This window comes from Propionivibrio pelophilus DSM 12018, from assembly GCF_059569095.1.
This window is the reverse complement of sequence record NZ_JCANUT010000054.1, coordinates 1-25,405: the sequence shown is the minus strand read 5'-3', so window position 1 is coordinate 25,405 and position 25,405 is coordinate 1. Positions and strand designations below refer to the sequence as shown.

The following is a 25,405-nucleotide window of genomic DNA, read 5'->3' as shown; positions in this document are numbered from 1 at the left end:
CGAAATACGCCGCACATTTTTTTAGCAGATCACGCTCCAGTTTCACTTCCGCCAATTCCTTGCGCAGTCGCGCCAGTTCAATTTCCGTTTCCGTCGGCACCCTCTGGCCTTGCCCAACCTTCGCCAGGTTGCCTGTACGCGACGCCCGCACCCAATTGCCAAGACTGCTCTTTGGCACCGACAAGCGCTTCGCTGCCGCATCCACCGACAGCCCTTCCGCTTCCACCAGCTTCACCGCTTCCGCCCGAAATTCCAGCGTGTAGATCCCTTTCGGTAGTCGTTCCATCCTTGTCCTCCGTTCCTCACATTTTACGAAACGTTGGACTCCACTTTTTTCAGCCTACCTCATGGCCATAGGCATAGCGCTGCAAGAGTTCGCCATGCGCCTCAAGCGTGGGCGAAACGCGCACCGTCTCACGCATCAGCAGCTTGCTGAACCCACCGTCGATCAAAATACTGAGCAGTGCGCCAAGCGAAACCGCCTGGGCGTAAACACCAAATGCTTCCGGACCGAGTTGTCGGGCGACAAAGATGCTGAGGACGAAAGAGACAGCGCAAACAATGCCGATCGCCAGCCATTGCGCACCTAACAACCGCTTCAGCACCGATCGCTCCTGAGCCCTTCTCTCCGTCGGAAAGCAGTCGTCATTTATCCCGCGACTGCTCGCCGATAAGCCGCCAGGGTCAACTCGGTACATGACTCCCAACTCATCTCGCGGGCACGAAGACGGCCCGCTCCGGAAAGTCGTTCGGGCAACCCAGGACTTCGAACCATCTGGTTCATTGCGTCAGCGATTTCAGCAACGTTTGTAGGAGTCACCAACAATGCAGCGTCTCCAGCCACTTCCGGGAGCGAAGTCGAATTTGACGTAATGACAGGGAGTCCTGACGCAAACGCTTCGACCACAGGCAAACCAAACCCCTCGCACAGTGACGGAAAAACCAGCGCTCGCGCAGTCTGCATCAAGACCCGAACCTCGATATCAGGCAAATACTGAAGCCAGTGCACGTTGGTTTGTGCGTGAGCATCCGTTAGCCGCTTGACCAAGGTCTCGCAACCCCAGCCGGCTCTGCCAACAATCACCAGCGGAAGCTCCTTCCTGACTGCCTCAGGCAAAGCCAGATGAGCATCCAGAATCCGCTCGACGTTTTTTCTTGGCTGAAGCGTTCCGACAAAGAGAAAAAACGAACCAGAAAGCCCAAGCTTCTGGAGCACATCGGTCTTAATGTGATCTTCGATACATTCAAAAAAGCGCTGATCAACGCCGAGGGGCGTAACCGATATCCGGTCGTCCGCAATTCCAAACTGTTTGATGATCTCTTGTTTGGAGTATTCCGAAATGGTGATCACGTGATCAGCCCATCGGGCTGCACGTCGCCACAACCAGCGCTTCATCGCGGCGAAATTCATACGCCCCCATTCCGGATTCGAAAGCGGGATTGCATCCATCAACGTGGCGACAACCGGTATGTTGGATAGCTTCGGAATCAGGTGGTCGGTTGCATGGAACAAATCGACATTTCGGCGCCGAAGCACATCAACAGGAAACAAAAATGACGTAACAGCGGACCATGCAGCCGTTTTCGCGTAACTACTGAGCATTTCAGGGACTTCAGAACCTTCGATTACGTCGTTGCCAACAACGTACCGGAATCCGACTGGAACCAACGAAACATCCGCTCGCTGGGCAAGCAACCCACCCAACTCGCGTGTATAGGAACCAATGCCATCAACAGAGGAATGCGCCAAGCCTTTGGCCAGAACGGTCGTCGAAAACGCCACTCTCATTGAACGCCCTCCGTGTACATCCATCGCAACGTTTCCCGCAGCGGAATCACTTCAAATTCGCCAATAGCCTTACGCAGCTTTGTCGCATCGCCACGCAAACGCTTGACTTCATTGGCGCGCACAAAGGCCGGGTTGACCCTTGCCCCGATTTCGTACCCGGCGATCTCACCCATCAACGCCAAGACATTCCTCAAGGAATAGGCATTGCCAGAGCTCACATTGAAAACTTGACCGGCCGGTGAACGGCCGAGCAACGCAGCATAGGCTTTAGCCACCATCCGCACGTCGGAAAAATCCCGCTCGACATCCATGTTGCCCAGTTCGATGACTTTCTCGCCACGCTGGAAATGTCCAACGATTTTTGGCAACAAGAACTGCGGCGCCTGCCCTACGCCCGTGTAGTTAAATGGCCGGGTAATTGTGATGGGGAGACGATCCATCCACAAACGAGCCATGTACTCCATGGCCAACTTGCTTACCGCGTAATCGTTAGCCGGCGAAGGTGGCACCGACTCATCGATCAGATCAACCGCGGCGTTTCCGTAGATATTGGCGCTACTCGCCAGCAACACGGCACAGGGGCGCCGATCCAGACCGGCCAGCGCTTCCAGCAGGTTGCGCGTACCGACCACGTTTACCCGGTAGATCGACTCCGCATCTCCATGCGCCACGAAAGAAATCGCGGCGAGATGTGCAACCACATCCGGGCAAACCTCGGCAACAACCCCCCCCAGCCCGGCCCGGTCACAAAGATCAACCGCTATCTGATCAGGCCCCTTGGGTTCGACACCGTGTACAGTTCCGAACACCCGATAACCGGCCGCCTCCAACTCGCCTGCCAGATAGCGCCCGGTAAAGCCGTCCAATCCGGTGATCAACGCTCTTCTCTTCATCATCATTCTTTTCCGCCCCTTAGGAACCGCCAGAGCCTTCGTCACCCCGGCGAAGGCCGGGGTCCAGTTCCTAGATTCTTCTGGATTCCGTCGTTCGCCGGAATGACAAATCAGTGACTAATCAACAACTCCCGAACTCGGCAATTAGCCGGGATAAAGCCTCACCCCGACGCGCTCAATATGATCAATCAAATCCGGATTATCAATCTGCTGCAGGACGGTGATATCAACTTTCCAGGGAAGCAGCAAATCGTCAATACGTGCATCGATCTCATCAAGCTCCTGCAGACTCAGATCATCCCCATCAATACACAGATCAATGTCCGATCCACGGCGCCAATTCCCCTTCGCGCGTGAGCCATACAGGGTGACCTGCTTCACTTTCGGATTGCTCGACAAAATAGCCAGCAATCTCGGCAAGACCCCATCGGGCAACCCAAACTGCACGGTAGACTCTCCTACTAGTAGGCAGTCACGATAAATCAAAACGACCTAACAGAATCCGTCATTCCGGCGAAAGCCGGAATCCATAGGTGCACCACTGGATTCCTGATCAAGCCCGGAGTAGCGGATTCTGGAAAATCCATTTGATCCATCGTGACTGAGCCCTACCCGGCGAGCTCCGTCAAACGACGGGACAAGGACTCAAAAAGGGGAAAGTACGCCTCCAGAATACGCTCGACAATCTCATCCGCGACCTTCTGGTTATAGGTATGCGACGTTTGGTTGCGGCTCTTTATCATCTCCATCCAGCCCTCACCCTCCTCAACCAACCCTTTGGCGAACGCCTCTCGCACTGCATCGCGAGACCCCATGATGGATACGTTGCCCTGATAGGCAAAGAAATCCTTCATCACATTCCAGGCCAACTCGTGGGTGAACTCGAAAGCCTGAATCAGCCCCTGTTTCTCAAGGTCGGACAACGGCCGCTGGCGAGCAAGGCTTACCCCATCGGCAAGCCGGGAGAGGGCAAGCCGATAATTGGAGAAGCGTTGCTTCCAGCGGATGTCCGGTTCGTTCAAAACGAGAATCCGCGCTCGTTGCGCTGCAAGTCCGCTTGAACCATCATCGCGCACAGTTCCTCAAGCGTCGTTTTCGGCGCCCAACCCAACTTCTGCTTCGCCTTCTCTGGATTGCCAATCAGCAATTCCACTTCGGCGGGACGATAGAACTTCGGATTGACCCGCACCAAGGTCTTGCCCGTCGCGGCATCAACGCCGATTTCGTTATCTGCCGTACCCTTGAAGTCAAGCGCAATATCAACTGCCTTGAACGCCATGGAAACAAAATCACGCACCGTCTCCGTCCGGTTGGTTGCCAGCACATAAGTATCGGGCTCGTCCACCTGAAGCATCCGCCACATGCCTTCCACGTACTCCTTGGCAAAACCCCAATCGCGCTTGGCATCCATATTGCCGAGTTCCAGCACATCCTGCTTGCTTTGCTTGATCTTCGCCACCGAATCCGTGATCTTGCGCGTCACGAACTCACGACCACGCATCGGCGATTCATGGTTAAACAGGATGCCACTACAACCAAAGATGTCGTAGCTTTCGCGGTAGTTGATCGTCATCCAATGCGCGTAGAGCTTGGCGACGCCATACGGGCTTCGCGGGTAGAACGGTGTGCTTTCCACCTGAGGAATCGACTGCACCTTGCCAAACATCTCCGAAGTGCTCGCTTGATAGAAACGAATTTTCGGATTGACGATACGAATCGCCTCCAACAGGTTCAGCGGGCCGATGCCTGTGATTTCCGCCGTCGTGACCGGCTGGTCAAACGATACGCCGACGAAGCTCTGCGCCGCGAGGTTATAGACCTCGGCCGCGCCGGTCTCCTGCAGCAGGCGGATGCTCGACGACAGATCCGTCAGGTCGTACTCGACTAGATGCAGGTCGGGGTGCTTGTAGATTCCTAATTCCTCGATCCGCCAGAAATTGACGGAACTCGTCCGGCGGTACGTGCCGTAAACCACATACTCCTTGTCCAACAACAGATCGGCGAGGTAAGCGCCGTCCTGGCCGGTAATACCGGTAATTATTGCCACCTTCTTAGCCATCTCTATATCCCCTTACTCGCTAAACACTTTGACATGCCGGCCAACGTCTACTTATTGCCGACACCATGAAAAACAGGCCGCACCCGAATTGCTCCATCGGGAGAAGAAGCTTGTCCGCACGCGCTGGCTTCTCAGATCAAATCACGCCATCTCGCGATGCTGCGCCACAAACAATCTGCCAATCGGCTCCACGAAAAGAGTCGCCTACGGTTCACCAAAAATGTTCGGCCTCACTAAACGGTCGCCCTACTGCATCCTTCCCCGAAAGCAGCGGCTCCCCCACGATCGGCCAGTCAATGGCCAAGTCGGGGTCGTTCCAGAGGATCGCGCGTTCGAGTTCCGGGGCGTAGTAATCGGTGGTCTTGTAGAGGAATTCGGCCGAGTCGCTGAGCACGACGAAGCCGTGCGCGAGGCCCGGCGGAATCCACAGCTGGCGCTTGTTGTCGGCGGTGAGTATCTCGCCGACCCATTGGCCAAACGTCGGCGAATCCTTGCGGATATCCACCGCAACATCGAAGACCTCGCCGGCGACGGCGCGCACCAGCTTACCCTGCGCGTTCGGCGGCAACTGATAGTGCAGGCCGCGCAGAACATTCTTCGCCGATTTGGAATGGTTATCCTGCACGAAAGACAGGTCGAGTCCGGTCGCCTCGTTGAAGCGCAGCTGGTTGAAGCTCTCGAAAAAGAAACCGCGATCGTCGCCGAAGACCTTGGGTTCAATCAGCAACAAGTCAGGGATGGCAAGCGGAGTAACCTTCATACAAACACCTTGTCACGAAGAATGCCGAGCAGATACTGGCCGTACCCAGACTTGGCCAACGCATGCGCCATCTTTTCCAGTTGCGCATCGTCGATCCAGCCTTTCCGCCAGCAAATCTCTTCCGGACATGCAACCTTCAGCCCCTGCCGGCTTTCGATGGTGTTGATGAACTGGCTGGCTTCGAGCATAGACTCGTGCGTCCCGGTATCGAGCCAAGCATAGCCCCGGCCCATGGTCTCGACGCTGAGCGTACCCTGCTCCAGATACAGCCGATTGAGATCGGTAATCTCCAACTCACCACGCACCGACGGCTTGATTTTCTTGACCAGTTCGACGACCTGCTGGTCGTAAAAGTAAAGCCCGGTCACCGCATAGCGCGATTTCGGCGACCTAGGCTTTTCTTCGAGACTGACCGCCTTGCCCTCGGCATCGAATTCGACGACGCCGTAACGCTCCGGATCATTCACCGCGTAGGCGAAGACCGTCGCACCGCTGGTCCGCTCATTCGCGTCCTTCAACAGCCGGGCGAAGTCGTGCCCGTAGAAGATGTTGTCGCCGAGCACCAGTGCGCTGGTAGCATCCCCGATGAACTGCTCGCCGATCAGGAACGCCTGGGCCAGACCGTCCGGCGAAGACTGCACCGCGTAGCTCAGATTGATCCCCCACTGGCTACCGTCGCCGAGCAACTGCTCGAAGCGCGGCGTGTCCTGCGGCGTGGAAATAATCAGGATGTCGCGGATACCGGCGAGCAACAGCGCGCTCAGCGGGTAATAGATCATCGGTTTGTCGAAGATCGGCAACAGCTGCTTGGAAACTACCTGGGTTACCGGGTAAAGACGGGTGCCGGAACCTCCGGCAAGGATGATGCCTTTGCGATTCATGTCGTTACGCTTTCTCGTGGGGTGTCATTTCTGGAGAGTTTCCTTCAGCATTCTTTCCACGCCCGCTTGCCAATCCGGCAAGTTCAGCCCGAAGGCCGCACGCAGTTTCGTGGTATCCAGGCGGCTGTTGAGCGGGCGTGTTGCCGGCGTGGGGTAGTCGGTCGTCGGAATCGGACAGACATCGGCCGGGCCGATGCGGAATGGCTGACCGAGCGCCGCCGCGCGTTCAAGAACATAGCGGGCGTAGTCGTACCAGCTCGTTTCACCGCCCGCAACCAGATGGTAGAGGCCCGCCAGCTCCGGGCGATCCTGCACCGTGCGCAGCGCGTGTGCGGTTACGTCGGCCAGGAGTTCCGCCCCGGTCGGCGCGCCAATCTGGTCGGCGATCACCCGCAGCTGGTCGCGCTCGCTGGCCAGACGCAACATCGTCTTGGCAAAGTTGGCGCCGCGCGCGGCAAAAACCCAGCTGGTGCGGAAAATCAGATGGCGCGAACAGCGGGCCACGGCTTGCTCACCCTCCAGCTTGGTCCGGCCGTAGACGCTCAGCGGACCGGTCGGATCGGTTTCCTTGCGGGGCGCCGTGCCGTTGCCGTCGAACACGTAGTCCGTCGAGTAATGCACAAGCCAGGCGCCGATCTTCTCCGCCTCCTCTGCCAGCACGCCGGGCGCTAGCGCGTTGATGGTGCGCGCCAGGTCCGGCTCCGATTCTGCCTTGTCAACCGCTGTATGCGCCGCCGCATTGACGATCGTGTCCGGCCGCACGTTGCGAACCGTTTCGGCAAGTCCCTCAAGGTTGGTGAAATCGCCGCAATGGTCGGTACTGTCGAAATCGACTGCAACGAGTTCGCCGAGCGGCGCGAGGCTGCGTTGCAGTTCCCAACCAACCTGGCCGCCCTTGCCCAGCAACAGGATCTTCATGGACTATCCTTTCGTCCCTCGGCTCATGCGCCGTATTGTTTGGCAACCCACTCGCGATAACTGCCGCTGAGTACGTTCTCGACCCACGGCTGATTGGCGAGGTACCACTCAACTGTCTTGCGGATGCCGGTCTCGAACGTCTCCGCCGGTCTCCAGCCGAGCTCCTGTTCCAGCTTGCGGGCGTCGATTGCATAGCGCCGGTCGTGCCCCGGGCGGTCTGTCACGTAGGTGATCTGCTCCTTGTACGGCTTGCCGTCCGCGCGCGGGCGCAGTTCGTCGAGCAGGGAACAAACGGTATGCACGATCTCGATGTTCGGCTTCTCGTTCCAGCCGCCAACGTTGTACGTCTCGCCTACGCGGCCTTTTTCCAGCACGCAGCGGATCGCGCTGCAATGGTCCTTCACGTACAGCCAGTCGCGGATCTGCTGACCATCGCCATACACCGGCAGCGGTTTGCCTGCCAGCGAATTGACGATTAGCAACGGGATCAGCTTCTCGGGGAAGTGATACGGGCCGTAGTTGTTCGAACAGTTGGTCGTCAGCACCGGCAAGCCGTAGGTGTGATGATAGGCGCGCACCAGATGGTCGGACGCTGCCTTGGACGCGGAATACGGGCTGTTCGGCTCGTAGCGGTTCTTTTCACTGAAGGCCGGGTCATCCTTGCCCAGCGAACCGAAGACCTCGTCGGTCGAAACATGCAGGAAGCGAAATTCCGCCTTCGCCTTGTCGGAAAGGCCGCCCCAATACGCGCGTACCGCCTCGAGCAGATGAAAGCTCCCGACGATGTTCGTCTGGATGAACTCGCCCGGTCCGTGAATCGAACGATCCACATGCGATTCCGCGGCAAAGTTCAGCACTGCGCGCGGCTGGTACTCCGCCAGCAACCGGCTCACCAGATCGAAATCGCCGATGCTGCCCTGCACGAAAGAATGCCGGCTGTCGCCTTCCAGGCTCGCGAAGTTCTGCAGGTTGCCGGCGTAAGTCAGCTTGTCCAGATTGACGACGGGCTCGTCCGACTGCGTCAGCCAGTCGAGAACGAAATTGCTGCCGATGAAGCCGGCGCCGCCGGTAACGAGAATGGTCATAGCACTTTACCTAAATAATTGGGCAAACATTAGTTGGATTGGCGAATCCCACCGCTCGAAATGGCGCGCACTCTTTCCGCCATCAGGCGACCCGTAGCCCTGTAGTTGAGTCGGTGCTCGAGGTCCGCTTTGGCGCGAGCTCCCAGGTCCCGTGCGAATTGGCGATCATCGAAAAGCCTCCTCATGTGCGCCGCGGCCTGATCTTCCGAGGGCTTCGCCCAAGCCAGGCCGGCGGAGTATGGCGGAATTGTCTTTTCAAGAATGACTGATTCATAGTCAATCAACAGGCTATTGTTGTCATCCATAAAATCGAGGTTGCCGGAAAAGCGCGTAGCGATCGTTGGCTTGCCCAGCAGCATCGATTCGGCCATCGTCAGCCCCAGCCCCTCGCTGCGATGCAGCGATATATAGACATCGGAGACATCCATGAGGCTGAGCGTCTCGTCCATCGAATACACTTCGTCGATGATGCGAATATTTGCGTCGCAGGCTTCGTCCATCAGCCGCTTCAACTCGTGCGGATGAGAACTGCCAAAGGATGTCTTGATTAGCAGCAAAGCCTTGGTCTGTACAGAGCCGAAGGCCTTCTTGAATGCACGCATCAGCCCGAGCGGATTCTTTCTCTCCGTGATGCTGGTCATGTGGAACGCGAATAGAAAGACGAACGCGTCTTCTGCCAATCCATAGTGCTGTCGCGGGTAACGCCGGAAGTCGGGCAGTTCTACGCCGGGGAAAAACACATGCACTGGTTTCCGATACCTTTCACGCAGTCCTTTGGCAATGAACTCCGTGGCCGTCCATAGTTCGTCGCACCGCTCGGCTGCCACGTCCCACGAAGGCGGTATCGAATCAAACTCCCAGTACCAATAGCCTATCTGGTAGGGAGTTTTCCTTCTCTCAGCAATATCCGCACGCTGGCGTACCTCGTTGAAAAACGGCTCCGGCTGAACATGAACGATGGAAACGTCAAAAAGTTCTGGCCCGGCTAGCATGGACCCACTAGGCTCATCATTTTTCAGGGAAACTGGAACGTTTATCAAAGAGCATCTAACCCCTTGTGCGGCCAGACCCTTGCCGACGGATTCCGTCGATGTCCGCAGCCCCGAAGGATAGGAAAAGTGGCCGAAAAGATTTACACCCGGCACGGTGAGTTGAGCGTGCAGTTCTTCCTTATCCAATGTCGCGAGCCAGTTGCGAACGTCGTTGTCGCCCCCCCCTTGCTGTGAATTCAGGAATTCAAGGAATTCCCCGCACGATTCACTGTCATGCATGGCCCGTGGAAATCGCTTCTGCCATTCCTGGCTGGAGAGATACGCGATCCGAATTTGGTCCACTGCAGGATAAACATCGGGCCACTTATCCGCATCAAGCCACGCAACATCACCTGGCTTGAGAGTTTCCTTTACCCAGTGCGCGAACTTTTCGCGGCCAAACCGCGTGATTCCGTTCGGAAATTCCTCCTGCCACCGGCGTGTATGCTGCCAGGACCAGATGAGTGCGCGCGCGGGATCTTCGGCTACCTCTAGCAATAACCACCACGCGGACTCTTTCGACACATCGCCCGCAGCCACCGCGCCAAAGAGGCTGCGCGCCAGTTGCCCAATCCGATCCGGCATAAACAGGAACGGTTCCTTGTCCCTCAGATCATATTCGAACAACATCGCCTGTCTCGCGCGATCCGCCAAGCGTTGTTCAAACACGGCATCAATGAACCGAGCCGCCTCTGCGGCAATGCCGAATTGGCCCAGCGCCTCGCCCTTGAGCCAAGCGGCAAATGCCCCCTGCGCACCACCGGTGAGCGCCAGAGGAAACCGCTCTCGGAGATCGGCCCTGCCTCGCAACAAGTCGATGATGAACCGCGCCGCAGACTCAGGTCCGTCGATCACACCCGCCGGGTCGGGCAACCAGACGATGTCCGGCCTACGCCGTCCACTCACCATTGCCAATGACCGGTCGTCAAACAGATCCACACCGGAGACGTCGTTATCGCCTCCAATCATCCTCGAATAATGTTCAGCCAAACTTGCCAGCGTCGACGGCTCCCCCGGCCGGCGCAGTGTCGGCACTGCCGGAATCGCACTCAGTCCGGGATGGAAATAGCCATCATCTTCCAGACCCTTGGCGTAAATATCCCTGATCGTTTTGATTATATCTGCCAGCGGATTGCTCTTCCCTCGGCTCGCACCTTCGTGGTGAATTAACTTCGCCATTGGCGCATTCACCGTGCGGTAACCGGACCTCCACGCGTCCATCGACAACTTGATGTCGCTCATCGCCACCTGATAGGTTTCGTCAAACCCTCCGATCCGGTCGAATACTGTGCGCCTGATCATCTGGCAGGCACCCATGATCCCCATCCAGTTGCGCGTGACACTGGGAGAGCCCAAAGGCCCCCAGCCAAATTCGTCACCCCGGTGGAACACCAATCCGCAGACGTGCATTCCGAGAACGACGCCGGAATGCTGCAGCACACCATCGGGATAGACCAGCTTGGTACCGACAACGCCGACCCCCGGCAACGTCGCCTGGCGTACCAGTTCCGCGAGCCAATCAGGACGCGTGACCTCGATATCGTTGTTCAGGAACAGCAGAAGATCGCCGTTGGCTACAGCCGCGCCACGGTTACATGCGCGCGAATAATTAAACGGCTCATTGAAGTCGACGATCCGAACGCCCTTCCCCGCAGCTACCGCGTAAAGATCCAGCGTGCCGTGCTCCGTCGACCCGTTGTCTACCACGATGATTTCTATTCGGGGATAAGCGGTCTTTTCCCACAGACCGTCCAAAGACACCTCAAGCAGATTGGCCCGGTTCTTGTTCGGTATGATCACCGAGACCAACGGCGGGTTCTCGATCTCCCAGGCAGCGTGCAGGGTGCCGTCCGGCTGAATCGAGACGTTGGCCGCTATTCCCGCCCGCATCCAATGCCTCCGCAAACATTCCTTGAATTCCTCGCCCTGCGTTCCGTGCAATAACACGCGGCCGCTGTTCGAATCCGGGTGTCTATGGCACAGCACCTGCGCTTCCCGGCCAATGCACGGCGTTGCTACGCGATCCATGAACCTCTCACTCGCGCGCAGCCACAGATCCCACTCGGCAGCCGCTCCAGCATCCGACGAAAACGATCCAGCGGACTCCAGCGCAGACTTCCTTATTACCGTGGGCCGGCCAAAGTAATTGTAGGAACGCAGCAATTCCGGAGACCATTCCGGTTTCAACTGCGGGGATCGCCGCAGGCCGGATTCGATGACATCCTCATCGGCGTACAGGATCATGAGTTGGGGGTTCTCTCCCATGCGTGTCACAAAGGTGGAAACAGCATGCGTTGGCAACACATCTCCAGGTTCCAGAACGAGGATAATATCCCCGTCGGCCATCTCGGCAGCCGCGCGCAACACCTCGCCGCGTTGTGCCGCCGGCGAACACGAGAGAATGCGCCCGTCGCCTGCTTCCGATAGCGCACCTTCGCTGGTCACGGGCAGATCGGCGCTGCCAAAAGGCGCCAGCAACACCTGCCAGTTGGGGCAGATTTGGGCTTGCAGTGCAGCAATGGTTTGGTCGATTTTCTTGATGTCACCAAAGACATATGGCAGCAGGATCGACAAACGGCAATCAGGATAGCGATCCCAGGCAAGCAGGCGCTCCGGAACTAGACTATTCTGTTGAATCCAAGACGCATACTCCGGATCGTTCGAAGGAATGGCAGGAGATTTCACGAAGAAATCCGGGGTTACGTACTCAACCGGGGCCCTGTCACTAATCACCCCGCGCAGACGTTCCTTCAAGCCGGGGACGCGGGAGAATACCCTGCTTGCCAGATTCTGTAGCGAAGGATTATCTTGGACGCAATTGCACGCTGCGACCAGGCAGGACTTGGCGATTCGCCTTGGTCGGCTACCGGGAACGAACCCAAGCCAAGCACGACAACCCATTTTGAACCAGCCGAGTTTTTCCGAAAGCCGGCGCAACGGAGTCGTCACTTTCCATGAGCGGCTACTAGTAAGCGCCTGCACCAGAGCATCGGAAGACACTGCCTGCGCCGCCTTGGCTTCGAACTGTCTGGCTTGGTGTTCGCTCGCCGCAGCCCGCGCTTCCAATTCCAAAAGCTTCTTCTCCGACTCGAAGAGCTTTTTTTTAAATTCTATGGACTCCTTTTCGGACTCTATGCACCTCTTCTCGGATTCGATGAACCTCTTTTCCGAATCTATCAGCCGCTTTTCCAACGATGCAAGCTCGTTCGCCTTCGTTGCAAGCACCGCCTCGCACTTTTCGGCCTTCCGCTCTGCCATCTGCACCCGGCCATTGATCACGCTACACAACGGAGACGAGGCCTGACCACTCAGGACAAAATCATCAAAAACGTTCGGCGGGATTGAAAAAGCCGACGACAACTCATTGTGCTTCTCTGAAACGTAGTAGCGATTCAGTCCATCGAAATAGACAAACTGATAGCCCTTGTCGAGAAGAATTGGCTCCCAGACCAAATAGTTTTCTTCCTGAGAACGCGGCACCGTGCTTTCAACTACCACGATCCAAGGACGTGTGGGCGAATCGTTCCAGCCTTCCAGCACCTCTTTTTCAAAGCCCTCGACATCGATTTTCAGCCAATGAACATCCCTGTTCTCATAGTCCTGCAGCAAATCGGCCAAGCATTTGACTGGAACGATCGTTTCGATGCTTTGGAAACCGTCCTGACGATGCCGTTCCGCAATACTTCCGTCAATCGTAGATAGTCCGGTATCAGGAAACTCGTAAAACTTCACTTCGCCGACGGTACTTCCCAAGGCTACCTGCATGACGGTCTCATCCGGCCGATTCTGACGCAGCATAGTGGAATACCGCGCTGTCGGTTCAACATGAACTCCACGCCAGCCAATTTCGTAAAACCCGCGGCTAACCGAATCCACGACAGGGTCCTGTGCCCCGACATCGATGTAGAAGCCGTTAGCGATATGTTTCAAGGCACGCCACAGCATGACGTCCTCAAAATTCTGCGCGTAGGAAACAAAGGTCATAGTTTCTGAATCCTGATTTCGGGATCGATCCATGCGATACCCGCGAAATGTGGCTTGCTCATATTGACAACGCTAAAAACCAGGGCAAGATCGCGCCACTCGTAGTTGTTCACCAAGTGGGTATCGGAACTAACCAGCGCTGTCTGAACCGAATAGGTGCCCGGCCCAAAATTGGCCGGAAATTCAATGTCATATTGAAGACGGCTATTGGCAGGAACATTCACCAAGGGCTGTTCCTTTAAATGCGTATTGGTGCCATAAATTACCTGCCCCAGCCTGTCCTTGACTCCATACCCGAGGACAAGTCGCTCTACGAAAGCCAGCGTTTCGACGACGACCCTCAAGATCACTTTCTGGCCGACATCGACGACCTCGATTTTCCGCCCCTTGTCATCAAGCATGGCGATATCGATGACGGTCGCCTCACCAGTGCCTGAGATGGTTTGTACCTTTCCATCCTCCTTGACCTCTTGCCTGACGGTTTGATTCTGGTGATCGGCCAGCATGGCGTTGTAATAGTCCATCACGGCTTCCGGCGGACCTTCCATAGCCACCGTGCCAGAACTCAGCAGGATCGCGTGATCACAAACGGACTGGATCGCCTGCTTGTCGTGCGAAACGATCAACAAGGTCGTTCCCTGCTTGCGGAACTCGCGAATGCGTTCAAAACTCTTGTGCTGAAAGTAGGCGTCACCGACGGAGAGCGCTTCGTCGATGATCAGGATGTCCGGCCGGATCGCCGTCGCCACGCTGAAAGCCAGCCGCACCTGCATCCCGCTCGAGTAAACGCGAACCGGCTGGTCGATGTAGTCGCCAATTTCTGCAAAAGACTCGATCTCCTGCATCAGACGGGAAATGTCTTCCACGCGATAACCAAGCAATTGCCCTGCCATGTAGACGTTTTGCCGCCCCGTAAAATCCGGGTGGAACCCCATACCAAGCTCGAGCATCGCAGCAACGCGGCCAGCCATTCGGACCGCACCTGTCGTCGGCTGCGCCGTACCCGTTACCAGCTTGAGCAGCGTACTCTTTCCCGCGCCGTTCAGGCCGATGATTCCGACTGATTCGCCCGGATTTACGGTAAAGCTGACATTTCGCAACACCCACTTGAGCGTATGCCGCGGCCTGCTGTACGGCACCACCCACTCGGCGAAGCGCGACCAGCGGCCGGGATACTGCTTGTAGGCCTTGCCCAGATTGGTAACGCTGATCGTCCCCATTACAGTTCATCCACCATTTCGCCGGCATGCTTCCTGAAAAGCATCAGACCGATCGCACACAGAATCAGACTCAAGCCCCCGGGCTGCCATAGCGCTTCCCATTGTGGCCACACCTTTTGTACCAAAATCGTCTGGAAGCCCTCCATCAGCGAGGTCATCGGATTAAATTGCAACCAGCGGCGCACGCCCTGCGGAAGCGCCGTGGCCGAATAGACGATCGGCGTCAACCAGAACCAGAACGTGACTAGAATGCCAAAGAATTGGCCCACATCCCGGAAAAACACGTTGAGCACACCAACCGTGATGCCGAGACCAATCGAGAAAATGACCAGGATCACCAGCAACGGAATCAGGCCAAGAAAAGGCAGGCCGGGAAAATCACCGGAGGCGATCAGAAACACGCTGAACAGCCCGAAGATGATGGCGAAATTGACGAGAGCCGAGCCAATGATCACAGCAGGCAGACAAAGCCGCGGAAAACTGAGCTTTTTCAGTAGGTTCGCGCTGTCGATGAAGACATTCTGCGCACGCAGGACAATTTCCGAAAACAACCCCCACGTCAGAACACCCGAACAGAGGTAAATGCTGTACCCAAAGGTATTGTCCACGCCGGGAAGCCGGGCACGCATCACTTCCGAAAATATCACCGTGTAGACAACAATCATCGCCAGCGGGTTTAGCACGGTCCACGCCGCGCCTAACAGGGAATTACGATATTTCGACTGGAACTCCCGTTTGATGCTGCCGAGAATAAAGCCGCGATAGGCCCAAAGCGCACGGAGGATCGCGGACATCAGGCATGAACTCCCAAGATTTTCTCGATCTCCCTGACGCGGCTAAGCACGACACCTGCCTCACTGCGGGACTCGACATTTAGCCGCAGTAACGGCTCAGTATTGGAACTGCGCAGATTCAGCCGCCAGTTGTCAAAGGCCAAGCTAACGCCGTCGGTTCGGTCGACTTGTGGGTTCAACGCTGAGAAATGCTCCTCCACCTTGTTCATTGCCGCTTTCGCGTCATCCACTCTGTAGTTGATCTCCCCGCTACAGGGGTACGCCGCCTCCCGCTCGCCGACCAAGCTGGACAAAGACTTTCCGGTGCTGCTCAGCAAACCGGCTACCAGTAACCAAGGGATCATTCCGCTGTCGCAGTAGGCGAAATCACGGAAGTCATGGTGCGCGCTCATTTCGCCACCGTAGATGGCGTCTTCCTTGCGCATGCGCTCCTTGATGAAGGCGTGGCCCGTTTTGCTCTGGATCGGCTGGCCGCCAGTCTTGGTCACCACGTCGATGGTGTTCCAGGTCAGGCGCGGGTCGTGGATGATCTTGGCGCCGGGGTGTTTTTGCAGGAAGGCTTCGGCGAGCAAGCCGACGATGTAGTAGCCCTCGATGAATTTTCCGGTTTCGTCGAAGAGGAAGCAGCGGTCGAAATCGCCATCCCAGGCAATGCCCATGTCCGCCTTGTGCGTGCGCACTGCGTCAGCCGTCGCCGCCCGGTTTTCCGGCAGCAGGGGATTCGGGATTCCGTTGGGGAAGGTTGGGTCCGGGTTGTGATGGACCTTGATGAACTCGACTGGCACAGCCATCGCCTTGAAGCGCTGCTCGATGGCATCAACCACGTGGCCCGCGGCACCGTTGCCGGAATTGACGACCAGCCGCAAGGGCTTCAGATTTATTGAAGAATCGTCATTCCGGCGAAGGCCGGAATCCAGAAAGTCCGCCGAACTGGATCCCGGCCTTCGCCGGGATGACGGAGAACTCTGTGACTCCCCGACGGGATCAAGATAGCCGAGCAGGTGATCGACGTAGGGTGCGAGGATCGACTGTTTGACCAGGGAGCCCCGGTCTTTCGGCGCGGCGAAATCGTTGATTTCGGCCAAGCGCTGGATTTCCTTGAGGCCGCTGTCACCGCTGATCGGTTGAGCGCCTTTGCCGACGAACTTCATGCCGTTGTAGTCCATCGGGTTGTGGCTGGCGGTCACTTCGATACCGCCATCGACATCGAGGTGGAAGGCCGCGAAGTAGATTTCCTCGGTGCCTGTCATGCCGAGATCGATGACATCAACGCCGGCATCCATCAGCCCTTCGGCCACAGCCTGCTTGAGCGATTCGCTGGTCTGGCGCACGTCGCCCCCCACCGCCACACGGCGCGGCTTGAGGTACTCGCCGAAGGCCCGGCCGATGCGGCGGGCGATGTCTTCATTCAACTCCGTGCCAAGCTTGCCGCGGATGTCGTAGGCCTTGAAGCACGTCAGTGTCGTCGACATTCACTTGGCTCCTTGCGTATCGTTCGGCACACGCCCGTAGACGTCGTCGAAGCGCACGATGTCGTCCTCGCCGAGATAGGCGCCGCTTTGCACTTCGATCATGACCAGCGGCAACAACCCCGGATTTTCGAGACGGTGTTTGTGCCCGGCCGGGATGTAGGTCGATTCGTTGGTGTTGACGAGCATTTCGCGGTCGCCATTGACGACGCGCGCCATGCCGCTGACGACAATCCAGTGTTCGCTGCGGTGATAGTGCATTTGCAGGCTCAGGCAGGCACCGGGCTTGACCTCAATGCGCTTGATCTTGAAGTTGAGGCCGTTCTCCAGCACCGTGTAGGTTCCCCACGGGCGGTTAACCGAGCGATGCAGCTTGTGCGCTTCGTGCCCACAGGCTTTCAGGCTGGCGTAAAGGTGCTTGACATCCTGCGCCCGCTCCCGCTCTGCGACGAGCAACGCATCGGGCGTATCGATCACTATCAGGTTGTCGACGCCCACCGCGCCGATCATCCGCTCGCTACCCCGGATATAGCAGTTGCTGACTTCGTGCAGGGTTACTTCCGACCCTTCGATACGGTTGCCGTTGGCGTCCGGCTCGGTCAGGTCGCCCAGCGCATCCCACGATCCGATGTCGCTCCAGCCGATGCTGCACGGAACCACCGCCACGTTGGACGACTTCTCCATCACGGCAAAGTCGATGGAATCGTTCGGCACCACGGAAAAGCTGTCGGCATCGAGTTGAAGCTGGGAAACTCCGTCACCCGCTACCGCGCGAGACCTAGCAACGCACGCCCGGGTGGCGGACAGGATTTCCGGACAGTTTTGCTCCATCTCGCGCAGCAACGCCCCGGCGGAAAAACAGAACATGCCGGAATTCCACTGGTAGTTGCCTGAAGCAACGTACTCCCTGGCTTTTTCGAGGTTGGGTTTTTCCACGAAGCGACGCACGTTGAAACCGATTACGGCGCCGTCGCTTTCGATGGGACGGGTAATATCGGCTTCGATGTAGCCGTAGCCGGTTTCGGGGCCTTCCGGGGTGATGCCGAAGGTCACCAGTTTTCCTTGCTGCGCAATCGCAGCCGCCCGTTCAACAGCTTGGGCGAAGGCCGCCTGATCGGCGATCAGGTGATCGGCGGCCAGCACCAGCATCAGCGCATCTGGGCCATGCTTTTCAGCAATGGCCAAGGCTGCCGCGGCGATGGCCGGGGCGGTATTGCGCCCGAACGGTTCGAGGACAAAACTGTTGGGCAAGTCGATTTTGGAGGCTTCGCCAATCTCGTGATAGTCGTCCTGCGTCTTGAAGAACAACTCACGGTTCGTCACTGTCATCACTTCAACGCAACCGGGGAGTATTGCGCCGCGCAGCCACGCCTTCTGCAACAGGCTTTGCCCGTCGGCCAAGCGAATGAAGGGTTTCGGATGCATTTCCCGCGAAACCGGCCACAGCCGGGAACCCGCGCCACCACAGAGAATCGTCGGAATCAGTTTCATGTTTATTGCCGTCGCACCGAGGGTAAGTGCTTGCCCTAAAAAGGAAAGCGCGGGATTTTAGCATGCCTTAACATGGCTCGGAAACGACATATTCATTGTTTTTTTGCGACAGCCCCCCCCCCCCCGCGCCAATTTCACCCACTTCAAACGGCGTGCGCGACTCCGAAAAAATCACCCGCAAGATCCTTTTCAGAGAGCACGGGCGCGCCTAGCAACGGCCAATTGATCGCCAACTCGGGATCATCCCAGCGGATGCAGCGCTCAAGCTGCGGCGCGTAGTAATCAGTCGTCTTGTAGAGAAACTCGGCGACTTCGCTCAAGACCAGAAAGCCATGCGCGAACCCCGGCGGAATCCAGAGCTGCCGTTTGTTGTCGGCGGAAAGAATCTCGCCGACCCACTTACCGAATGTCGGCGACTCCCGGCGGATATCGACAGCCACATCGAAGACTTCGCCGACCACAACACGCACTAACTTCCCCTGCGCCTTTGGCGGCAACTGGTAGTGCAGGCCACGAAGGACATTTCGCGCACTGCGGGAATGGTTGTCCTGAACGAAACGGACATCCGCGCCCGTCAGTTCAAGAAACAGCTGTTCATTGAAACTCTCGTAGAAGAACCCGCGCTCGTCGCCAAACACCCTTGGCTCAAAAAGCACGACATCCGGTATCGCCAGCCGCGTCGCCTTCATACGAACACCTTCTCCTTGAGCAACCCTTGCAGGTATTTGCCGTACCCGGATTTGGCGAGCAGCGCTGCCATCTTTTCGAGTTGCGCGTCGTCGATCCAGCCATTGCGCCAGGCGATCTCTTCCGGGCATGCCACCTTCAGCCCCTGCCGGCTTTCGATGGTGCTGATGAACTGGCTGGCCTCGAGCATCGACTCGTGCGTTCCGGTATCGAGCCACGCGTAACCGCGGCCCATGGTTTCAACGCTCAGTTCACCACGTTCAAGATACAGCCGATTGAGATCGGTAATCTCCAGCTCGCCGCGTGCAGAGGGCTTGATCATTTTCGCGAGATCCACGACCTGCTGATCGTAAAAATACAGGCCGGTCACGGCATAGCGGGATTTGGGGGCCTTGGGCTTTTCTTCCAGGCTAATCGCCCGCCAGTGCTCGTCGAATTCGACGACGCCATAACGCTCCGGATCGTTCACGGCATAAGCGAACACCGTGGCGCCGGATTCCTTCTGCGAAGCCCTTCGCAGCAAGGTCGCGAAATCGTGGCCGTAGAAAATGTTGTCGCCAAGGACGAGCGCGGAAGGGCTATGGCCGATAAAGGACTCGCCGATGAGGAAGGCTTGCGCCAAGCCATCGGGCGACGGCTGCACGGCGTAGCTCAGCGTAATCCCCCACTGGCTGCCGTCACCGAGCAGTTGCTCGAAGCGCGGCGTGTCCTGCGGCGTGGATATCACGAGAATGTCGCGTATTCCCGCCAACAGCAAGGTGCTGAGCGGATAGTAGATCATCGGCTTGTCGAAAATCGGCAGTAATTGCTTCGACACGACCTGTGTGGCGGGATATAGTCGTGTGCCGGAACCGCCGGCGAGGATGATGCCTTTGCGTATTGTCATTGAGGTTCTCCCGAACTATAACGGCATCGCCACTTGGCACTCAGTCACGTTGATTCAAACACCTAACAGAATCCGCCATTCCGGGCTTGACCCGGAATCCAGTGGTGCACCAATGGATTCCGGCTTTCGCCGGAATGACGTGGCTATCCTCGAGTTTCGGCATGACTGACCAGCAAGCGGGAACCGCATCCTTTCTTTCTACAAACTCCGTACCCGGAAATAACTGGCGAAGCGGGGAACGCCGCGATCAGTCAACTCCCGGTAGCGAAAGGTGATGATTGTACCGATTGGCGGTGGATTGCGGCGAAGCGCGTCACTTAGCCCGCTACCGAGACGAAACTCGATGCCGTTTTCCATTCTTACGCGTAAAGCGCCGGTCATGCCCTGGTATTTCCCCTTTCCGGGGACGTAGCCAATCACGGTCGCTTCGGCGTCGTGGAGCGGTTTCACTTTCAGCAGGTCATCGCTGCGGCCTGCCGAATACAGCGCATCCGCTCGATGCAACATCAGGCCCTCACCGCCAGCGCGCACGACGCTCGCCAGTCGCTGATCCAACTCCTTGCGACTGCTGACCTCGAACTGCTCGACTGCCTGCAACCAAGGCACGGCAACCTGCGCGACGACAGCCCGCAGCGCTGTCACCCGCTCGCGAAAAGTGCCCGGCGCTTCCGGCAGCTCGAAAAGCATGTAACGCACCTCTCGCCATTCAGCATCGACGGTATTGTCCTTTCGCACGATGCCGGAGAGGCGCTCAAAGGTGCCGCGCCCGGACCACAACTCGCCATCGAGCGGAACAGGAGGAAAACGATTGAGGAACCAGGACGGCGCCTTGATGATGTTGCCGGCTCTTGTTTTCAGCGTCGTGCCATCCCAGAAGGCCCGCACACCGTCGAGCTTTTCGCTGACGAGGTAGCGCGTGACGTCAACATCGCGGCTGATGTCCTTCGCCAGCAGGAGACGAGGAGCTTCGTCCGCCCACGCGCAGAATACAGACGCAAACAACATTGCCACCAGCCAACGCGTCCAGAGAAAGGAAATCGCACTAAGGACGTGCTGATTTATTGAAGATTCGTCACTCCGGCGAAGGCCGGAATCCAGAAAACGCAACGAACTGGACCCCGGCCTTCGCCGGGGTGACGAATATTTCAGCACTTCCCTAATGCTGCGGACATCAGCGCATCCCCCTTCAAGGGAGCTACCGTATGCACACATCACTACTACTCCGTCATCCCGGCGTAGGCCGGGATCCAGTGGGTGCTCCGAAAGGCTGGATTCCGGCCTACGCCGGGATGACGAATCTTCGCTAAATCAGCACTTCCATAGCGCTTCGCTCGTCTCATCGACTGCACAGCACTTCCTCAAGCATGCGCTGAATGCCAACACGCCAGTCCGGCAGATACAAGCCGAACGCTGCCCGCAACTTGTCGGTGGATAGTCGCGAATTGAGCGGGCGTCGTGCCGGTGTCGGGTAGGCGGTGGTGGGTATCGGCTCGATTTGTTCCGGCTGCACGCGAATACTCTGCCCGGCTGCAAGCGCCTGCTCGATGACAAAGCGCGCGTAGGCATGCCAACTGGTCTGGCCCGCAGCCGCCAGATGATAGATGCCCGCTAATTCGGGGAGCTCCAACACAGAGCGGATCGCGTGCGCCGTCACGTCAGCTATCAACTCCGCGCCAGTCGGCGCACCGATCTGATCGTCGATAACCCGCAACTGGTCACGCTCGGCCGCCAGACGCAGCATGGTTTTGGCGAAATTGCCGCCGCGTGCTGCGTAGACCCAACTGGTGCGAAATATCAGATGCTTCGCCCAGCGAGCGACGGCCAGCTCTCCTTCGAGCTTGGTTTGGCCATAAATACTGAGAGGCCCGGTCAAGGCCGCCTCATCTCGCGAGGAAGTTCCGCTGCCGTCGAAGACGTAATCGGTCGAATAATGGACAAGCCACGCACCGATTTTTTCTGCCTCGTCGGAAAGCACTCCCGGCGCCAGTGCATTGATCACGCGCGCCAGTTCCGGTTCGGACTCAGCCTTGTCTACCGCCGTGTAAGCCGCCGCGTTAACGATGACGTCCGGCGCGACGCGTTGCACCGTATCCGCAAGACCTGAAAGGTCGGTTAAATCGCCACAAAGGCCAGCCTCACCGCCGTGCCCCAGTGCAACGACCTCCCCCAACGGGGCCAGGCTGCGCTGCAACTCCCAGCCCACCTGGCCATTCCTGCCAAACAGGAGGATCTTCATCAATGCCGGTCCGCGTAGTTTTTTTCCACCCAGTCGCGATACGCCCCTGACAGGATATGGGCGATCCATTCCGGATGATCGAGATACCAGGCCACGGTCTTGCGGATACCGGTGACGAAGGTTTCGGCCGGTCGCCAGCCGAGTTCGCGCTCGATCTTGCTGGCGTCAATCGCGTAACGCCGGTCGTGCCCGGGCCGGTCGGTGACATAGGTGATCTGCTCGCCATAGGACTTGCCATCACTCCGCGGACGAAGTTCGTCAAGCAACGCGACGATGGCACGCACGATCTCCAGGTTCGGTTTTTCGTTCCAGCCACCGACGTTGTAGGTCTCGCCGACGCACCCTGCATCGAGAACGCGCCGGATGGCCGCGCAGTGATCGCTCACGTAAAGCCAGTCACGAATCTGCATCCCGTCACCATAGATCGGCAGATTCTTGCCGGCCAGGGCATTTACAATCATCAGCGGGATGAGCTTTTCCGGGAACTGGTACGGCCCGTAGTTGTTCGAGCAATTGGTGGTCAGTACCGGCAAACCGTAGGTGTGGTGATAGGCGCGAACCAGATGGTCGGAGGCCGCCTTCGACGCCGAATACGGGCTGTTGGGCTCGTAGCGATTAGTCTCGGCAAAGGCGGGATCGTCGGCCTTAAGCGAACCGTACACCTCGTCGGTCGACACGTGCAGGAAACGGAACGCCGCCTTCTCCGTTTCGCCAAGCGAGGCGAAATAGGCGCGGGTGCATTCGAGCAGAGTGAAGGTGCCGACGATGTTGGTCTGGATGAATTCGCCGGGGCCGTGGATGGATCGGTCGACGTGGCTCTCGGCAGCGAAATTCACGATTGTGCTCGGCTTATGTTTCGCCAACAAACTGCTGATCAGATCCTTGTCGCCAATATCGCCCTGGACGAACGCATATCGGGGATCGCCATGCAAGCTGAACAGGCTTTCCGGGTTGCCGGCATAGGTCAGTTTGTCGAGGTTGATAACGGGCTCGTCACGCTCCGCCAGCCAGTCGAGAATGAAATTGCAGCCGATGAAACCCGCGCCGCCAGTAACAAGAATGGTCATTGCATCTCCATGATTAATATTTCTTCGGAACAATGAAGCATAAAGACCTCGTCATACCGGCGCAGGCCGGTATCCAGAAAATTCAACGACCTGGACCCCGGCCTTCGCTGGGGTGACAAATTCAAACATTACCTTGCCGAATCAATAGTGATCGTAAAGCACGAAAAGCCTTACGAGAAGCGTACCTCAAGGCACCACCACCTCAATACCCGGATGCTGCTGCCGGATGGCCGCCGCCAGTGCCGCCTTGGCGCCCTCGTCCCCATGCACCAGACGGACCTGCCGCGGTTTGTCGCGCATGCGGCCGACGAAATTGAGTAGATCCTGCTGGTCGGCGTGGGCAGAATAGCCGCCCAGCGAATGGACGCCGGCGCGGATGGTGTAGCGCTGGCCGTCCAGTTCCACCCAGCCACCGCGGGGGCCGTATTGCTGGATATCCCGCCCCGGCGTGCCGGCGGCCTGGTAGCCGACAAACACCACGTCGTGGCGCGGGTCTTCCAGCATGGCTTTCAGGTAATTGACGATGCGCCCGCCGCTGCACATGCCGCTGGCGGCGATGACTATTGCCGGGCGAGCGGTTCGCGCCAAGTACCCCACCGTTTGCAGGTGGGTGGCATGATCACCGATGGTGAGCATCTGGTCGAAGGCCAGGGGGTGGCGCCCGGCCGTCACCTTGCGCCTCGCCTCACGGTCCCAGTGGTCGCGCAGTTCCCGGTAGCCGGCGGTGAATTCAGCCGCCAGCGGGGAATCCACGACGATGTCGATATCTTCCCAAGCGATGCCGGCGGCGACATGGCAAGTACGCTGGCAGTGGATGATTTCTTCCAGTTCGTAAAGCAGTTCCTGCGTACGCCCGATGCTGAAGGCCGGGATCAGCAGGCTGCCCTTGTTGGCCAGGGCGCGTTCGACCAAGGCCTGCAGGCGCTGTCGTCGATCCTTACGGTTTGGGTGAAGGCGATCGCCGTAGGTGCTTTCAAGCACGAGGGTGTCGGCTCCGTAAGGCGCCCGGGGCGCGGGCAGGAGCGGTGTGTAGGGCGCTCCCAGGTCGCCGGAGAAGACAACGCGCTCCCGGGCCTTCCCGTTTTCAAGAGCCACTTGCACATAGGCGGAGCCGAGAATGTGTCCGGCCGGGGCGAGCTTGACCCGTAAGCGGGTGGCGCCGTCGATCACCGTATGCCACTCCTGGTAAGGCAAAGGCACCAGCTGCTTTCGGATCTCACCCAGAAAGCGGCGGATCAGGGACTCGTCCCGGGTGAAGCCGACCTTCAGGGCGTCTTCCAGCACCAGCGGGAGCAGAATCGCCGAAGACTGGCTGCAAAGGATGGGGCCACGGAAACCGGCCGCCAGCAGATGGGGGATACGCCCCACGTGGTCGATATGGACATGGGTGAGCACCAGCGCCTGGATGTCCGCCACGGGAAAGCCGATGTCCGGCTGCCCGGCTGCGCCGCCGTCGGCAGAGGTTTCCGCCCCCTGGAAGAGGCCGCAATCCACCAGAATGGAGCGACCATCGGGCAGCAGAAGCTGATGGCACGAGCCGGTGACACCATTGACGGCACCGTGGTGGTGGAGTGTGTAGGTAATGGGCATGACAGATCGTTCAACCATTCATTACGGATCCCAAGAAACTCAAGGCGTTTCTCGACTGGCAAGCGCGGTTGTGGTGCCAGACAAGGGGCCGGAAGAAAGCGGCACAAGAAATTACGACTCGTTCTACGGAAGGCGAGATTTTGCCACGCACTCATGACAACGGAAAATGGTTTTTTTACCAAACAGTAATTTTCCGCGAATACTCCGACATCCCGACGCAGATCACGGCAATCGCTTACGCAAATGTCGTAAACCCGCAGAAAAAGTCGTTTACGATCAGACAGATACAACAACCTATTGTAAACACTGAAGAAATATCGTCTACTCTCGTATTTTTCGAGCGTAACGATGACCCTGCTGTCGATCTTTTCCCGCCTGAAAGACCCGCGTCGCGGGCCAGCCAAACGCTATGGCCTGAGCGAGATTCTGGTGATGGCGATCTGCGCTGTATTGTGTGGTGCGGATGACTGGGTCGAAGTCGCCGACTGGTGCGAAGACGAAGAGGCCTGGCTCAAGAGCTTTCTTGAGCTCCCGCATGGCACGCCCTCGCATGACACCTTTGGCG

General features: G+C 57.9%; 23 protein-coding genes. 1 reads left to right on the top strand and 22 read right to left on the bottom strand.

Translation table 11 applies throughout. The annotated features are described in order from the left end of the window. From BO74_RS17070 to BO74_RS16965, 22 genes are all read right to left on the bottom strand, one after another. The coding region (locus BO74_RS17070) for a transposase (protein WP_496443942.1) at nucleotides 1-286 on the bottom strand (286 nt) is incomplete at its 3' end. 49 nt (nucleotides 287-335) lie between these two features. Then, a complete protein-coding gene (locus tag BO74_RS17065) occupies nucleotides 336-605 on the bottom strand; it encodes an oligosaccharide flippase family protein (RefSeq protein ID WP_496443940.1) in 270 nt (89 codons plus the stop codon). A gap of 44 nt (nucleotides 606-649) precedes the next feature. Next, nucleotides 650-1,789, bottom strand: a complete 1,140-nt coding sequence (locus tag BO74_RS17060; protein ID WP_496443938.1) for a glycosyltransferase family 4 protein — start codon at nucleotides 1,787-1,789, stop codon at nucleotides 650-652. Further along, entirely contained in the window at nucleotides 1,786-2,688 is a 903-nt protein-coding gene (locus tag BO74_RS17055; protein ID WP_496443936.1) for a GDP-mannose 4,6-dehydratase, read from the bottom strand. The genes BO74_RS17060 and BO74_RS17055 overlap by 4 nt, the downstream gene beginning before the upstream one ends. Nucleotides 2,689-2,826: 138 nt before the next feature. After that, nucleotides 2,827-3,129 carry a nucleotidyltransferase family protein gene (locus BO74_RS17050; protein ID WP_496443934.1) on the bottom strand — a complete coding sequence of 101 codons (303 nt, stop codon included), beginning with the start codon at nucleotides 3,127-3,129 and terminating at the stop codon, nucleotides 2,827-2,829. 161 nt (nucleotides 3,130-3,290) lie between these two features. Further along, the gene (locus BO74_RS17045) at nucleotides 3,291-3,704 is read right to left on the bottom strand and encodes a nucleotidyltransferase substrate binding protein (protein WP_496443932.1); all 414 of its coding nucleotides are present in this window, start codon (nucleotides 3,702-3,704) and stop codon (nucleotides 3,291-3,293) included. Further along, nucleotides 3,701-4,741 carry a GDP-mannose 4,6-dehydratase gene (gmd, locus tag BO74_RS17040; RefSeq protein WP_496443930.1) on the bottom strand — a complete coding sequence of 347 codons (1,041 nt, stop codon included), beginning with the start codon at nucleotides 4,739-4,741 and terminating at the stop codon, nucleotides 3,701-3,703. Before gmd ends, BO74_RS17045 begins: the two co-directional genes overlap by 4 nt. 211 nt (nucleotides 4,742-4,952) lie before the next feature. Then, complete coding sequence (gene rfbC, locus BO74_RS17035) at nucleotides 4,953-5,501, bottom strand: dTDP-4-dehydrorhamnose 3,5-epimerase (protein ID WP_496443928.1); 549 nt, start codon at nucleotides 5,499-5,501, stop codon at nucleotides 4,953-4,955. Continuing rightward, complete coding sequence (gene rfbA / locus BO74_RS17030) at nucleotides 5,498-6,382, bottom strand: glucose-1-phosphate thymidylyltransferase RfbA (protein ID WP_496443926.1); 885 nt, start codon at nucleotides 6,380-6,382, stop codon at nucleotides 5,498-5,500. The genes rfbC (BO74_RS17035) and rfbA (BO74_RS17030) overlap by 4 nt, the downstream gene beginning before the upstream one ends. A gap of 24 nt (nucleotides 6,383-6,406) precedes the next feature. Then, nucleotides 6,407-7,300 carry a dTDP-4-dehydrorhamnose reductase gene (rfbD, locus tag BO74_RS17025; RefSeq protein WP_496443924.1) on the bottom strand — a complete coding sequence of 298 codons (894 nt, stop codon included), beginning with the start codon at nucleotides 7,298-7,300 and terminating at the stop codon, nucleotides 6,407-6,409. 23 nt (nucleotides 7,301-7,323) lie between these two features. Further along, complete coding sequence (gene rfbB / locus BO74_RS17020) at nucleotides 7,324-8,385, bottom strand: dTDP-glucose 4,6-dehydratase (protein ID WP_496443922.1); 1,062 nt, start codon at nucleotides 8,383-8,385, stop codon at nucleotides 7,324-7,326. Between the two features lie 29 nt (nucleotides 8,386-8,414). Beyond that, on the bottom strand, nucleotides 8,415-13,400 hold the full coding sequence (locus BO74_RS17015; RefSeq protein WP_496443920.1) for an FkbM family methyltransferase: 4,986 nt from the start codon (nucleotides 13,398-13,400) through the stop codon (nucleotides 8,415-8,417). After that, a complete protein-coding gene (locus BO74_RS17010) occupies nucleotides 13,397-14,620 on the bottom strand; it encodes an ABC transporter ATP-binding protein (protein WP_496443918.1) in 1,224 nt (407 codons plus the stop codon). The genes BO74_RS17015 and BO74_RS17010 overlap by 4 nt, the downstream gene beginning before the upstream one ends. Further along, a complete protein-coding gene (locus BO74_RS17005; protein ID WP_496443916.1) occupies nucleotides 14,620-15,414 on the bottom strand; it encodes an ABC transporter permease in 795 nt (264 codons plus the stop codon). Before BO74_RS17005 ends, BO74_RS17010 begins: the two co-directional genes overlap by 1 nt. Next, nucleotides 15,414-16,886, bottom strand: a complete 1,473-nt coding sequence (locus BO74_RS17000; RefSeq protein WP_496443914.1) for a phosphohexomutase domain-containing protein — start codon at nucleotides 16,884-16,886, stop codon at nucleotides 15,414-15,416. The genes BO74_RS17005 and BO74_RS17000 overlap by 1 nt, the downstream gene beginning before the upstream one ends. Beyond that, entirely contained in the window at nucleotides 16,887-18,374 is a 1,488-nt protein-coding gene (locus BO74_RS16995) for a mannose-1-phosphate guanylyltransferase/mannose-6-phosphate isomerase (RefSeq protein WP_496443913.1), read from the bottom strand. A 143-nt stretch (nucleotides 18,375-18,517) separates the two neighbouring features. Continuing rightward, a complete protein-coding gene (rfbC, locus tag BO74_RS16990) occupies nucleotides 18,518-19,063 on the bottom strand; it encodes a dTDP-4-dehydrorhamnose 3,5-epimerase (RefSeq protein WP_496443911.1) in 546 nt (181 codons plus the stop codon). Continuing rightward, nucleotides 19,060-19,947, bottom strand: a complete 888-nt coding sequence (gene rfbA, locus BO74_RS16985; RefSeq protein ID WP_496443909.1) for a glucose-1-phosphate thymidylyltransferase RfbA — start codon at nucleotides 19,945-19,947, stop codon at nucleotides 19,060-19,062. Before rfbA (BO74_RS16985) ends, rfbC (BO74_RS16990) begins: the two co-directional genes overlap by 4 nt. A gap of 198 nt (nucleotides 19,948-20,145) precedes the next feature. Then, nucleotides 20,146-21,054, bottom strand: a complete 909-nt coding sequence (locus BO74_RS16980) for a DNA ligase (RefSeq protein WP_496443907.1) — start codon at nucleotides 21,052-21,054, stop codon at nucleotides 20,146-20,148. A 229-nt stretch (nucleotides 21,055-21,283) separates the two neighbouring features. After that, complete coding sequence (gene rfbD / locus BO74_RS16975; RefSeq protein WP_496443905.1) at nucleotides 21,284-22,183, bottom strand: dTDP-4-dehydrorhamnose reductase; 900 nt, start codon at nucleotides 22,181-22,183, stop codon at nucleotides 21,284-21,286. Continuing rightward, complete coding sequence (gene rfbB / locus BO74_RS16970; RefSeq protein WP_496443903.1) at nucleotides 22,183-23,250, bottom strand: dTDP-glucose 4,6-dehydratase; 1,068 nt, start codon at nucleotides 23,248-23,250, stop codon at nucleotides 22,183-22,185. Before rfbB (BO74_RS16970) ends, rfbD (BO74_RS16975) begins: the two co-directional genes overlap by 1 nt. A gap of 186 nt (nucleotides 23,251-23,436) precedes the next feature. Beyond that, the gene (locus BO74_RS16965) at nucleotides 23,437-24,840 is read right to left on the bottom strand and encodes an MBL fold metallo-hydrolase RNA specificity domain-containing protein (protein WP_496443901.1); all 1,404 of its coding nucleotides are present in this window, start codon (nucleotides 24,838-24,840) and stop codon (nucleotides 23,437-23,439) included. A gap of 348 nt (nucleotides 24,841-25,188) precedes the next feature. Here BO74_RS16965 and BO74_RS16960 point away from each other — a divergent pair. Further along, nucleotides 25,189-25,405, top strand: a 217-nt coding sequence (locus BO74_RS16960; RefSeq protein ID WP_496443899.1) for a transposase family protein, incomplete at its 3' end; no start/stop codon positions are given.